The sequence below is a fragment of the Dactylosporangium sp. McL0621 genome (genome assembly GCF_049995355.1).
Lineage (GTDB): Bacteria > Actinomycetota > Actinomycetes > Mycobacteriales > Micromonosporaceae > Dactylosporangium.
The window spans coordinates 8,009,668-8,021,514 of record NZ_CP188259.1 but is presented as its reverse complement, the minus strand read 5'-3'; the positions used below and the strand labels follow the sequence as shown (position 1 = coordinate 8,021,514).

The window sequence follows — 11,847 nt, the reverse complement described above, 5'->3', positions numbered from 1 at the left end:
GCGGTAAGGGGCCCATTGCGCGGCCGAACGGACGGGCCGCACAATCATCGCGTGCACGCCTACGCGGAACTGGTCGCCGCGTTCACCGACAGCCGTCTGCCCCTGCCCCCGGTACCCGAGCCGCTGCGCCCCCGGCTGCGCACCGTGCGCGACTGGTGCTGGTCGACCCGCGAGATCGACGGCTTCGCCATGTACATGTTCGAGCCCGGCTTCCCCGCCGACGTCCTCGCCGCCCGGGTGCCCGACTACGTGGCCGTGAGCCACGCCGGGCACGGCGTGAACTCGTACGCGATCAACTATCACCTGGTGTGCGGCCCGCTCGCGGTGCTGCTCCAGGTCGGCTGGGGCGGCATCTACACCGACAACGCCGCGGCCGCCCGGCGCCTGGACGGGCTGTTCCGCCGCTGCGAGGACCTGCACGCCGCGGGCGCCACCGCGACCGGCGGCCGCGTCCTGTGCGTGTTCAGCCAGCTTCGCGGCGTCTCGGCGTGCGGCCGGGTGCCGCAGCCGCCGGACGGCGACGTCCATGCGTTCGTGACGGCGAACCGCACCGCCGGCGAGGAGGCCTTCGACGTGGCCGAACGCCTCCTCGGCGCGGGTTAGCGAGCCACCGGCGGCGGACTGACGAGCCGCGGGCAGCGGACCGGCGAGCCGCGAGCCGCGCGGACTAGCGAGCCGCGGGCAGGACCGGCGAGCCGCGAGCAGCGGACCGGCGAGCCGCGGACCGGCAAGCCGCGAGCCGCGCGGACTAGCGAGCCGCGGGCAGCGCGGGTCAGCGAGTCGCGGGCAGCGCGGGTCAGCGAGTCGCGGGCAGCGCGGGTCAGCGAGTCGCGGGCAGCGCGGGTCAGCGAGCCGCCGGCGGTGGGCTCGTGAGGTTGCGGGCGGCCTCGCTGAGCTGGCTCAGGGTCGGGTTCTCGCGCACCTGGCGGGCGTTGTCCACGATCTGCTCGTACTTCGCGCGGCCGGCACGGGTGCCGAGCACGTAGCCGACGGCCAGGCCCGCGGCGATGGGCAGCAGCTTCATCAGGGTCTCCTCAAGGGTTCGGGACGAAGTCAGCGGCGGCGGCCGCGCAGGGCGAGGACGGCGACCGCGCCCACGACCATGGTGACGCCGGCGGCCAGGACGAGGCGGGTGCGACGCGCCGGGAGCAGAGCGTCGGCCATCGCGCCGAGCGCCGCGCGGGTGCGGGCGGTCATGGCGTCGGCCGTCACCCCGATCGCCGCGCGCGTGCGGGCCTTCACGTCGGCCTTCGCCGCGAGGGCCTCGACCGTTTCGCCGAGCGCCGCGCGCGTGCGCACGATCTCGGCCCGCAGCGCCTCCGGGTCGTTGACCCGCCCGTCCGCCGTCACCCGGCTCAGCCCCTTCCGATCGCCGCAGCCCGCGTTCCCCCGCCTGACAATCCCAAAACCTATCCGAGTTGTACCGCGAGTGCTGCCGCAAAACACGTGAAGGCCGCGATCGCGGCGGAGGAGCGCCACACGTCGATGCGCTGCCAGCGGGTGACTGTCGCGCGCCAGTCGGCGGGCGGGGCGTCGGCGCTCCAGGTGACGACCCGCATGTTGATCGGTACCGTGCCCAGGAACGAGAAGCCCAGGAACGCGGCGAGGGCCGCGACCCCCGCCCATCGCCACGCCGTCCCGGGCCCGTCGGTGAGCGCGAGTACCGCGACGCCCGCGGCGACGGCCGGCAGCATGACCGCCGGCACCACGATCCGCAGGCGGCGCACGAGCGCCACCCGGGCCTGGATGTGCGCGCGGTCGTCGAGGCGGCGCAGGGCGGGCTGCACCCCGTACCGCACGATGAACTCCTCGCCGGCGAGCAACCCCGCCAGGATCAGGCCGAGCGCCTGCAACATCGCCATGGGGCACACCTTCCTTCAGTCGCTGCAAGATTACGGTAACAGGATTTTTGCGGCAGCTGAAGTACCATGGCCGGATGAGCGAGACGGCGGTCACCTGGCGGCCCGACGGGGCCGCGGGGGATGAGCCCGGCGGCCTGCGGGAACGCAAGAAGCGGCAGATGCGGGCCCGGCTGTCGGCCACGGCCACCCGGATGTTCCTGGAGCGCGGCTTCGACGACGTGCGGGTCACCGAGATCGCGGAGGCGTGCGGGGTGTCGGAGCGCACGGTCTTCAACTACTTCCCGACCAAGGAGTCGCTGCTCCTGGACCGGTTCGACGACACGCTCAGCGCCCTGCGCACGGCCCTGGCCGACCCGGCGTCCGGCCCGCTGCCGGCCGCGCTCGGCGTCCTCGACACCGAGACCCGGGGCCTGCAGGCCTGGCTGGCGCAGCAGCCGGACCCGGCGGCCGCGAGCGCCACGCTGCGCCGCTTCCGGGAGCTCAGCATCAGCACCGCGGAGCTGCGCGCACACCAGCACGACATGACCGACCGGCTGACCACCACTGTCGCGCGGCTGCTGGCCGACCGCGCCGGGGTCACGGCGCCCGAGGCGCACATCGCGGCCGTGGCGCTGGTGGGGCTCTGGCGGGTGCAGGGTGCGAGCCTCCAGCGGCATCTCGGCGAGCACCATCCGCCGGAGCGGCTCGGCGTGCTGGTCTCCGCGGACGTGCGCCTCGCGGCCGCCCTCATCGAGCCGATGTTCCGCCGTTTCGGGTAGAAATGGACCATGACGACTGCCGCCGCGATGCGTGACGAGGCCACCCGGCTGCTGCGGGCCGCGCCCGGGGAGGTGCGCGTGCCGTTCGCCGATGCGGCGAAGCGGCGCTGGATCGAGTACCGCCCGCAGCCCCGCCCCGGCATCTCCCTCGGCGAGCTCGGCCCGGACGGGCGCAAGGCCGCGCACCGGCTGCTCGCCACCGCGCTGCGCCCGCACGCGTTCGCCCAGGCGATGGGGATCGTCGCGCTGGAGGAGGTGCTCGACCGCAAGGAGGGCTACGGCCGCGGCCGGCACAGCGACGACTACCGCGTCATCGTCTTCGGCGACCCGGCCCCGGCCGGCCGCTGGGGCTGGCGCTTCGAGGGCCATCACCTCTCGGTCACCATGACCCTCGACGGCGACACGATCTCGCCGACGCCGGTGTTCCTCGGGGCCAACCCGCACGCCACGTCGTACCGCGGCCGCCCGGTGCTGCGGCCCCTGGGCCCCGAGCAGGACCTCGCGTTCGAGCTGCTCGACGAGCTGCCGGAGGCGCTGCTGCCGCACGTGCTGCGCCGGGCCGAGGCGCCCGCCGACATCTACAGCGGCCCGCACGCCGACGTGGTGGCGCCCCCGCCGGGCGTGCCCGCGGCCGAGCTGCCCCCGGCCGCGCGGGCGCGGCTGGACGACCTCGTCACCCTGTACCTGGACCGCCTCGAGGTCCCCCTGCCCGTCGACCGCGACGCGCTCACCTTCACGTGGGAGGGGCCGCCCGAGCGCGGCGGGCGCCACTACTACCGGGTGCAGGGGCCCGACCTGCTGATCGAGTACGACAACACGACCGCCGACGGCAACCACGCCCACACGGTGCTGCGCCGCCCCGACTCCGACTTCGGCGGCGACATCCTGCGCGAGCACCGGGCCGCGCACCCGCACCCGTCCGGGCGATGACTTTGTTCGCTCGGCGCCAACCGGGGTAAGCGCCCGGCATGGACGAGGTCGAAAAGCTGCTCGACACCGTGTACACCGGCAACGAGCGGGTCACCCGCGAGGAGATCCGCCGCCACGCGGTCGCCGCCGAGGCCCCGGCGAACGTCGTCGACGCCGTCGATGCGCTGCCCGAGGGGGAGTACGCGTACGACGAGGCGGGCGAGGCCCTCGCCCAGCTGCGTTCGGGCGCCGGCGGGGGCACCTCCCTCACCGGCGGGGTGCCGCCCGAGGACCTCGACGACTCCGACCTGTCGCGGGAGCTGCGCCACCTGCACGAGACCCGCGACGAAACGTTCCGCCACGGCCCCCCGCAGGCCCTGGCCAACCACGACGCGCGCTCCGCGGAGCTGGAGGCCGAGTACCTGCGCCGCTTCCCCGACCGCGCCGTCGACCCGCACCGGTTGCGCCCCGGAGGATCGCCGGGCTGAGCGAAGCCGCCGCGGCGGATCGCCGGGTTGGCGCGCCCGGGGTGGGGTATCGGGTGATCGACCGGCCGTTCGGGCCGGAACCCCGCCGACACACGAGGAGCCTTGCGATGGCGCTCAGCGACGACGACATCACCACCACGCCCCCGGGCCCCGGGCCCGAAGGCCCGGCCGACGGTGGGGCCGTGCCGAGCGCCCACGACGGCGGGGCCGACGGCGGCGCCGTGATGGACGAGGGCGCCGCGGACGGCGGCGCGAACATCGAGGCCGAGGACGGCGGGGCCGACGGCGGCGCCGAGGGTCCGGCCGACGGCGGGGCCGACGCCGCCACGCACGACGGCGGGGCCGACGACGGCGCCGGCGCGCAGCGCTAGGAGGCGATGACGTTGCGAGTGGTCGTGGTCGGGGCATCGGGCAACGCCGGCACCGCACTGCTGCGCCGCCTGCGCGCCGACGGCGGCCACCGCATCGTCGGGGTGGCGCGGCGGATTCCGGGCGGCGCGGAGTACACCGGCATGGATTGGCGCTCCTGCGACATCGGCGCGCCGGACGCCGTCGGCACGCTGACGGACATCTTCCGCGGCGCGGACGCCGTCGTGCACCTGGGCTGGCAGATCCAGCCCAGCCACGACCGGGCGGTGCTGCGGCGCACCAATGTGGACGGCAGCCGGGCCGTGGTCGACGCCGCCGTCCGGGCCGGGGTGGGCGCGCTGGTCGCGGCCTCGTCGGTCGGCGTGTACGCGCCCGGCCCGAAGGACCGCCGCGTCGGCGAGGACTGGCCGCGGACCGGGGTGGCGGCCTCGTCGTACAGCCGCGACAAGGTGTCCCTGGAGAACCTTCTCGACACCGCCGAGGGGCACCTGCGCGTGGTCCGGCTGCGCCCCGGGCTGATCTTCCAGCGCGACGCCGGCGCCGAGATCACCCGCTACTTCCTCGGCCCGCTCGCCCCGGTGCGGCTGCTGCGCTTCGGGCGCGTCCCGGTCGTCCCGGACCACCCGCGGCTGCGGCTGCAGGCGGTGCACGCCGACGACGTCGCCGACGCCTACGTGCGCGCGATCACCTCCGACGCCCGCGGCGCCTTCAACATCGCCGCCGACCCGGTCCTCACCCCGCGGGTCGCGGCCGGGCTCTTCCACGGGCGCACGGTTCCGGTCCCCGCGGTGGTACTGCGCGCCGCGGCCGCCGCCACCTGGCGCGCCCGCCTGCAGCCGGTCGACGCCGGATGGGTACAGCTGGCCCTCTCGGCCCCGCTGCTGGACACCACCCGCGCCGCGACCGAGCTGGGCTGGTCTCCCGCGACCGACGCGACCGAGGCCCTGCGCGAGCTCGCCGGCGGCATGGCGGTCCACGCCCACGCCGGCAGCGCGCCGCTGTCCGGGGACCGGGCCGGCCCGGGCCGCTTCGGCGGGCTGCTGCGGGGCCGGCTCCCCGGAACGGGCAACCCTTACTGAGTTAAGCCCTTCGGGGGACCGCGCACATCGAGTGTCTGACATTTCGCGGCCTCGAAGCTGTACAGCCGTCCCGTCCTCGCGGCCTACCGTGACGGACGGTGATGTGTATGAACTCCGAGACCATGGAAGTCACGACCGTCGTGCGCCGCGAGTCGCCGCGCATCGTGCGCATGGCGGTGCGCGGTGACCTCGACGCCGGCAGCGCCGAGCTGTTGCGGCGCGTTCGCGGCCGCGATGACCGACGGGCGGACCCGCCTGGAGGCCGACCTGAGCGGCGTCACGTTCTGTTCGCTGGCCGGGCTGACCGTCCTGCTCGGCACGCGGCAGTCGCTGGGGGACCGGTTCGTGGTGCTGGCCGCCCCGCCGGGCGTGCGCCGGCTGCTCGCGGTACTGCGGATGCCCGATGATGCGCTCGGCCCGCCCGCCCGGAGCCGGCCCTGACGGCCTCAGGAGCCCAGCGTCAGTACCACCTTGATGTCGTCGGGCCGCGACTCGAGCGCCTCGGCGAAGCGCTCCAGCGGCACGCGCCGGGTGATCAGGCTCGCCAGCCACGCCGGGTCGGCGGCCGCCAGGGCCTGCGCGGCCGCGGCGTAGTGGCGCGGGTTGGCGTTGACCGAGCCGACCACGACGTCGTTCTCCAGCACCATGCTGCGGTTGGCCTGGCCGAGGTCGGCGGAGATCGTCCGCCCGGCCGAGGAGACGCCGGTCAGGCACGTCACGCCGTAGGCCCCGGTGCCGGCGATGGCGTCGAAGACGACCGACGGCGCGCCGGTGGCCTCGATGATCACGTCGGGCCGCAGCCGCTCGGCGGTCTCGGCGACGCCGGCGCTGTGGTACGTCGCGCCGAGCGCTTCGGCCGCCCGCGCCTTCGGACCCTTCCCGGTGTGGTCCAGCACGTGTACGTCGAGCCCGCGCTGCACCCCGAGCAGCGCCGCGAGCAGCCCGATCGGCCCGGCCCCGGTGACCAGCACCCGTTCCGGCGCGAAGTACGACCGCGCGCCGACCCGATCCACCTGGTCCCAGGCCTTGGCCACGACCGACGTGGGCTCGAGCAGCACCCCGGTCTCGGCCAGCCCCGCATCCAGCTTGATCGCAAAGTCCGGCTCGACGCCCCAGATTTCGCTGCCGTACCCGTCCAGCTGCTTGATGCCCCGCTCCGTGTACTCCCCGTTGCGGCACATGTCGAACTCCCCGTGCGCGCAGGCGGCGCACGGGCGCGGGTCGGGCCGGCGCACGATGCCGACGACGAGGTCCCCGGCCGCGAAGCCGGAGCCGGCCGGCGCCGAGCGGACCCGCCCGAGGGACTCGTGCCCGAGCACCAGGCGCTCGGCGCCGGGCGGGGCCCAGCCGTACTCGCCGGCGGCGATCTCCCGGTCGGTCCCGCACACGCCGAGCGCCAGGCCGTCGACGAGCAGCCGGCCGTCGCCGGCGTCCGGCTCGGGCACGTCGCGGACCTCGGCCGAGCCGGACTGCAGCGGAACGACGGTCAATGCACGCATGCGGCCCTCGTACCCATGCGGCCCGGCGGCCAAGCGCGGGTTCGCGGCCCCCGGGCGAGCGCACCGGTCGGGCGCGGCGTTCGCGGGCCCCGGGCGAGCGCACCGGTCGGGCGCGGCGTTCGCGGCCCCCGGGCGGGCGCACCGGTCAGGCGGCCGCGCGCAGGCGGGGCGGCAGGCACCACGCGAGGGCGCACCCGGCGGCGACGATGACCAGGCCGAGCGGTGCCCCGCACACCGGCCCCGGGAACATGCCGGCGCCGGGCATCCGCGCGGCGAGCGCGGCCCCGTAGCCGGCGGCGGCCGCGAGGATCAGGACGGTACCGACGCCGAAAACCGAACGCGGGCGCCGCAGGAGGCCGGTGACCAGCACGGCCACCCCGGCGAGCGCGGCCGCGGGCCAGACCGGGTCGAACGGCGCCGGCTCGGTGCTCAGGCGCGGCACCGGCTGGTAGAAGCAGCACCCCTCGCCCGAGTCCGGCGCGCCGAGCCGATGCCAGGCGTCGGCGGCGTCGCGGTACAGCAGACCGTCCCGCCCGTCGGCGACGAACACCACGTGCCCGCCCGCGACCGCGTGCACGACGATCGAGCGGCTCGCGAGGTGCTCGGCCGGGTCGCCGAGCCCGGGATAGGCGGCGGCGAGCGCGTCGTACGCGGCGCCACGGACCTCCCACACGGTCGCGTACTCCCCGCTGCCGCCGTCGTCGCTGCGCTGCACCCGCAGCTCGCCGCGCCAGACCCGGTAACAGGCCCGGGCCGCGCAGCCCTGCTCCACCGGTCCACTGTGGACCTGGCGGGCGTCGGCCGTGTCGGTGGCCACGCCGGTGTCGTCGACGACCCACCACGCGGCGTCGTACCCGGCCCGCTCGGTGCGCACGAGCACGGTGCCGGGCCGGGCACCCTCGACGACCTCGGTGACCTCACCGATCGCGCGCAGATTCTGCCGCCGCAGCTGGGCGACGAACCCGGTCAGCCCCGCACATGCCAGCACCACGGCGGCCAGGACGGCCGCGACGATCCCCCGAGCGCGCATGGCACCACGATCGCAGATGCGCGCCAGAAAAGGTTCGGGGCGGCGGACCGGGCAGGTCCGCCGCACCCGTCTTCGATCCCACCCGCGGTTCGCAGTCGATAAGGCAGTACGAATGCGGGGGTTTCACCCGGCGCTTCGTCGCGCCGGCCTGCAACGTGCATTCCCATCCGTCAGTGAAGCGAAACCCGCCCCGCGAAGAATAGGTTCGGACGCATGGATGTCACCGAGTTGCTGCCCGCGCGGCTGTACGTGCTGGGCTTCCCCGTCGGCCAGGTCTACCTCTGGCGCGGCGACGACGGGCTCACGCTCGTCGACACCGGACTGCCCGGCTCCGCGCCCGCCATCGCCGCGGCGCTGCGCGGTCTCGGGCACCGGCCCGGCGACGTGCGGCGGGTCCTGCTCACGCACCACCACGTCGACCACGCCGGGTCGGCGGCCGAGATCGCCGGCTGGGGCGAGGTCACCGTGCACGCGCACGCCGCCGATGCGCCCGTCGTGCGGGGCGCGGCGAGCGGGGCGCCGATCCGGTTCGCGGGCGACTGGGAGCGGGCGCTGTACGAGCAGGTGCACGCCGACCTGCCCGACGTGCCCGCGCCGCCCGTCGAGGTCGTGCGGGAGCTCGGCGACGGGGACGTGATCGACCTCGGCGGGGAGGAGGCCGTCGCGCTCGCGGCGCCCGGGCACACCGCCGGCAGTGTCGCGTTCCATCTGCCCGGCGCGCGCGTGCTGTTCACCGGGGACGCGATCGCGCGGGCGCCCGGCGGTGAGGTGATGCTCGGGGTGTTCAACGCCGACCCGGCGGCCGCCGCCGTTGCGATGCGTCGCCAGCTGGAGCTGGACGTGCGGGTCACCTGCTTCGGGCACGGGGCGCCGCTCGTCACCTGATGCCCGTCCGGGCCGTATCGGCGCGAGCGTCGGGCTGGCCACCGCGGCCGGGCCGGGCGACGGCGAGCGGCTGCTGCGCGAGGCCGACGAGGCGATGTACCGGGTGAAGCAGTCCACCAAGGGTGGCTTCGCGGTGTCCGGCGTCATGACCGCCCGGTAACGTTCGCGCACCCGGCGCACAGCGGGCTCTCAGCTTTCCGACGCACCCTTGCAGCACGCACCCGTTCGGCTACGGAGGTCAACAGTGGGTTTCGTCCTCGGCATCGTGAGCGTGGCGCTGCTGGTGTTCCAGCTGCTGCTCATCGCCCGCGCCGTGCTCGACTGGAGCGTCGTGCTGGCCGGCCCGGCGGCGCCCGGCGGCGTCCGGTCGAAGCTCATCGGCGGCGTGTGGCGCGTCACCGAGCCCGTCCTCGCCCCGGTCCGCCGGGCCCTGCCCCCGCTGCGCCTCGGCGGCGTGGGCATCGACCTGGCGTTCATCGTGGTCTTCCTGGGCATCATCCTGCTGCGCGCGATCCTCGGCTGGCTCTACTAGGCCCTGTCCTGCCGATCATGCCGGCCTGCGCCGGGTCCAGATTCCGCCTGCGCGCACCCCGCGGAGGCCGGGTTACAACACCGGTAGCCAGGCCTCCGCGGGGCACACGCAGGCGAAATCTGGACCTCGTCTCGGCTCGACATGATCGGCAGGACAGAGCCTAGGCCGGTTCGGGCACGCCGCTGTCCGGCGGGGGATCGTTGTCGCCCGGCATCGGTTCGGCCGGGGCCGGGGGCAGCGTTTCGGGGGTGTCCGGCAGCAGCTCGCCCGGGTCGTCGGGGACCGGCTCGCGCGGGTCGATCGGCGGGTACTGCTCGGGGTCGAGCTGCGGTTCGGTCATGATCCTGAGTATGCCGCCCCGGGCCCCAGCCCGCCCGTTGTGACACGACGGCCCGGGACCGTGCGGTCCCGGGCCGTCGGTTCAGGACGCCGGCATCAGCAGGCGCCGTTGTCCGTCCACACGTTCTGGCTGTTGTTGCCGGGGATGTCGCCCTGGGTCCACCACTTCGCGGTCCACTTGTGCCCGCCGTAGCTCACCGACTGCCCGCCCGTGTAGGCGGTGCCGGAGTTCCACGCCGAGAGGCCCGCGCAGGTGCCGGTGCCGCCCGTGGGCGTCGGGGTGGTACCGCCGCACGCGCCGTTGTCCGTCCACACGCCCTGGCCGTTGTTGCCGGGGATGTCGCCCTGGGTCCACCACTTCGCGGTCCAGGTGTGGCCGTTGTACGACACGACCGCGCCGCCGTTGTAGGCGGTCGCCGCATTCCAGGCGGCCGCGGAGCAGCCGGTGCCGCCGGTCGGGGTCGGCGACGGGCTCTTCGACGGCGAGACCGACGGGCTGGCCGACGGGCTCTTCGACACCGAGGCGGAGGCCGTCGGCGACGACGTCGAGCAGCCCGCGGTGGCGCCGTTCGTCGAGTTGACGACCGAGTTGAACAGGGTCGCCGCCGGGTCGAGGGCCTCCAGCGAGTACATCATCGCGCCGGCGAGGCCGTTGCAGTGCTGGTAGTCGGCGCGCAGCTGGATCGACGCCGGCGAGTCACCGCCCCAGAACGTGGTGCCGTCGTAGAAGTACGCCGCCTTCGTGGTGGGGTCGAGATAGGTGTACGACGGGTTGTCCACGAAGCCCGTGAGCTCCTTGTAGAACGACACGCCGGGCACGTTGCCCGACATCGCGTGCCCGGTGGCCGGGCCGGAGGCGGTCTGGTACAGCCCGTGGTTGGCGCCGGCCGGGACGCCGGTCCAGCCGCGGTAGTAGAACGGATAGCCCAGCGTCAGCTTGCTGGCCGGGAAACCGCCCGGGATGCCGTACGCCGAGTCGCCCGTCGTGTACGCCTTGACGGCGGCGTCGATCGAGTACTTTCCGTTGCCCGGCGGCACCGGGGCGCTCGGGTCGCTGGGCGAGGCGTAGAGCGGGTCCTGCAGGTTAGTCGGGCCGGTCGCCTCCCAGCCGCCGTGCATGTCGTACGTCATGGCGTTGGCGTAGTCGAGGTACTGCCCGACCTTGTTCGTCTCGAGCATCGCGATCTTGTCCTGGCCGGCCGGCACCGCGGCGGTCAGCCACTTCTTGCCGCCGCCGAGCGCGTCGAGCTGGGCCCGGAACTCGGCCATGAGCAGCGTGTAGTTCTGTTTGTCGGCGGCCTTGTAGTGGTTGCCGGTGTGGCCGGCCGCGCCCGGGTACTCCCAGTCGATGTCGATCCCGTCGAAGACGCCCGCGCCGGAGCCGGCGCCGCCGAAGCCGTTGCGGACCGGCAGGTTGCCCTTGATGAACATGTCGATGCACGAGCTCACGAGCTGCTTGCGCGAGGCATCGGTGGAGGCGGCGTCGGAGAAGTACTTCGAGTAGGTCCAGCCGCCGATCGAGACCAGGATCTTCAGGTTCGGGTACTTGGCCTTGAGCTTCTTGAGCTGGTTGAAGTTGCCGACGAGGGGCTGGTTCCAGGTGTCGGCGACCCCGTCGACGCTGATGTCGGCGCCGTAGGACTTGCCGTAGTCGGCGAACGAGTCGCCCGCGTTGTCGCCGGCGTTGGGGTTGTTCTCGTCCTGCGAGGCCGCGGAGTCGTTCTCGAAGCAGCTCAGCGTGGTGGGGTTGATGTTCTCGAACGCGTACACGAGGTAGTCGAGCTTGCCGGCCATGCCGCTGGTGTCGAGGTTCTTGGGGTAGAAGCCGTTGGCGTAGATCCCCCACTGCGTGAAGTAGGCGAACTTGACGCCCCCGCTGGTCGTCGCCGCCTGGGCCGAAACCGTGTTCAGCGTGGCGGTGCTCCACGCGGCGGCGGCCGCGAGCACGGTGGCTGCGATGCCGACGATGAGCCTTCTCGGTCTGCGCATCTCTCGCTCCTCCTGTACCTCCCGTGTAAACAGTTAAGGTTGTTAACTGTTTCACGGGAGTTTATAGCGGTCGATGCTCGCGGACAAGAGCCGGATTGAACGGGTCCG

16 protein-coding genes are annotated in these 11,847 nt (G+C 74.3%); 9 read left to right on the top strand and 7 right to left on the bottom strand.

Annotated features, from left to right (window positions below; all coding sequences use genetic code 11):
• The first annotated feature begins 51 nt into the window (after nucleotides 1-51).
• On the top strand, nucleotides 52-603 hold the full coding sequence (locus tag ACPPVO_RS37920) for a hypothetical protein (protein WP_426503385.1): 552 nt from the start codon (nucleotides 52-54) through the stop codon (nucleotides 601-603).
• Nucleotides 604-844: 241 nt separating this feature from the next.
• On the opposite strand, the gene ACPPVO_RS37915 is transcribed toward ACPPVO_RS37920, so the two are convergent.
• Genes ACPPVO_RS37915 through ACPPVO_RS37905 form a run of 3 tightly spaced genes read right to left on the bottom strand, consistent with a single transcriptional unit; the run spans nucleotide 845 to nucleotide 1,862 of the window.
• The gene (locus tag ACPPVO_RS37915) at nucleotides 845-1,024 is read right to left on the bottom strand and encodes a hypothetical protein (RefSeq protein ID WP_360390178.1); all 180 of its coding nucleotides are present in this window, start codon (nucleotides 1,022-1,024) and stop codon (nucleotides 845-847) included.
• 29 nt (nucleotides 1,025-1,053) lie between these two features.
• Entirely contained in the window at nucleotides 1,054-1,350 is a 297-nt protein-coding gene (locus ACPPVO_RS37910) for a DUF3618 domain-containing protein (protein WP_426503384.1), read from the bottom strand.
• Between the two features lie 59 nt (nucleotides 1,351-1,409).
• Nucleotides 1,410-1,862, bottom strand: coding sequence for a DUF1772 domain-containing protein (locus ACPPVO_RS37905; protein ID WP_360390184.1), 453 nt, complete (start codon nucleotides 1,860-1,862; stop codon nucleotides 1,410-1,412).
• Between the two features lie 74 nt (nucleotides 1,863-1,936).
• Between ACPPVO_RS37905 and ACPPVO_RS37900 the strand changes: the two genes are divergently transcribed.
• The 6 genes from ACPPVO_RS37900 to ACPPVO_RS37875 all read left to right on the top strand — a co-directional run bounded on the left by ACPPVO_RS37900 (nucleotide 1,937) and on the right by ACPPVO_RS37875 (nucleotide 5,906).
• The gene (locus tag ACPPVO_RS37900) at nucleotides 1,937-2,620 is read left to right on the top strand and encodes a TetR family transcriptional regulator (protein ID WP_426503383.1); all 684 of its coding nucleotides are present in this window, start codon (nucleotides 1,937-1,939) and stop codon (nucleotides 2,618-2,620) included.
• A 27-nt stretch (nucleotides 2,621-2,647) separates the two neighbouring features.
• Nucleotides 2,648-3,550, top strand: coding sequence for a DUF3500 domain-containing protein (locus ACPPVO_RS37895; RefSeq protein ID WP_426514772.1), 903 nt, complete (start codon nucleotides 2,648-2,650; stop codon nucleotides 3,548-3,550).
• Nucleotides 3,551-3,588: 38 nt separating this feature from the next.
• Nucleotides 3,589-4,017 (top strand): DUF6158 family protein, encoded by a 429-nt coding sequence (locus ACPPVO_RS37890; protein WP_426503382.1) that lies wholly within the window; start codon nucleotides 3,589-3,591, stop codon nucleotides 4,015-4,017.
• A gap of 107 nt (nucleotides 4,018-4,124) precedes the next feature.
• Nucleotides 4,125-4,388 carry a hypothetical protein gene (locus ACPPVO_RS37885; protein ID WP_426503381.1) on the top strand — a complete coding sequence of 88 codons (264 nt, stop codon included), beginning with the start codon at nucleotides 4,125-4,127 and terminating at the stop codon, nucleotides 4,386-4,388.
• Nucleotides 4,389-4,400: 12 nt separating this feature from the next.
• Entirely contained in the window at nucleotides 4,401-5,465 is a 1,065-nt protein-coding gene (locus ACPPVO_RS37880) for an NAD-dependent epimerase/dehydratase family protein (RefSeq protein WP_426514771.1), read from the top strand.
• 183 nt (nucleotides 5,466-5,648) lie between these two features.
• Entirely contained in the window at nucleotides 5,649-5,906 is a 258-nt protein-coding gene (locus tag ACPPVO_RS37875; protein WP_426503380.1) for an STAS domain-containing protein, read from the top strand.
• Nucleotides 5,907-5,911: 5 nt separating this feature from the next.
• Here the strand turns inward: ACPPVO_RS37875 and ACPPVO_RS37870 are convergent, their stop codons facing one another.
• Together ACPPVO_RS37870 and ACPPVO_RS37865 are read right to left on the bottom strand one after the other, a co-directional pair.
• Entirely contained in the window at nucleotides 5,912-6,964 is a 1,053-nt protein-coding gene (locus ACPPVO_RS37870; RefSeq protein ID WP_426503379.1) for a glucose 1-dehydrogenase, read from the bottom strand.
• A gap of 145 nt (nucleotides 6,965-7,109) precedes the next feature.
• On the bottom strand, nucleotides 7,110-7,994 hold the full coding sequence (locus ACPPVO_RS37865; protein WP_426503378.1) for a hypothetical protein: 885 nt from the start codon (nucleotides 7,992-7,994) through the stop codon (nucleotides 7,110-7,112).
• Between the two features lie 213 nt (nucleotides 7,995-8,207).
• Here ACPPVO_RS37865 and ACPPVO_RS37860 point away from each other — a divergent pair, with 213 nt between their 5' ends.
• Nucleotides 8,208-8,879 (top strand): MBL fold metallo-hydrolase, encoded by a 672-nt coding sequence (locus ACPPVO_RS37860; protein ID WP_426503377.1) that lies wholly within the window; start codon nucleotides 8,208-8,210, stop codon nucleotides 8,877-8,879.
• A 244-nt stretch (nucleotides 8,880-9,123) separates the two neighbouring features.
• Nucleotides 9,124-9,411, top strand: a complete 288-nt coding sequence (locus ACPPVO_RS37855; RefSeq protein WP_426503375.1) for a YggT family protein — start codon at nucleotides 9,124-9,126, stop codon at nucleotides 9,409-9,411.
• 160 nt (nucleotides 9,412-9,571) lie between these two features.
• Here the strand turns inward: ACPPVO_RS37855 and ACPPVO_RS37850 are convergent, their stop codons facing one another.
• Nucleotides 9,572-9,751, bottom strand: coding sequence for a hypothetical protein (locus tag ACPPVO_RS37850; protein WP_426503374.1), 180 nt, complete (start codon nucleotides 9,749-9,751; stop codon nucleotides 9,572-9,574).
• A 95-nt stretch (nucleotides 9,752-9,846) separates the two neighbouring features.
• Nucleotides 9,847-11,739, bottom strand: a complete 1,893-nt coding sequence (locus ACPPVO_RS37845; RefSeq protein ID WP_426503373.1) for a glycosyl hydrolase family 18 protein — start codon at nucleotides 11,737-11,739, stop codon at nucleotides 9,847-9,849.
• Nucleotides 11,740-11,847 lie beyond the last annotated feature (108 nt).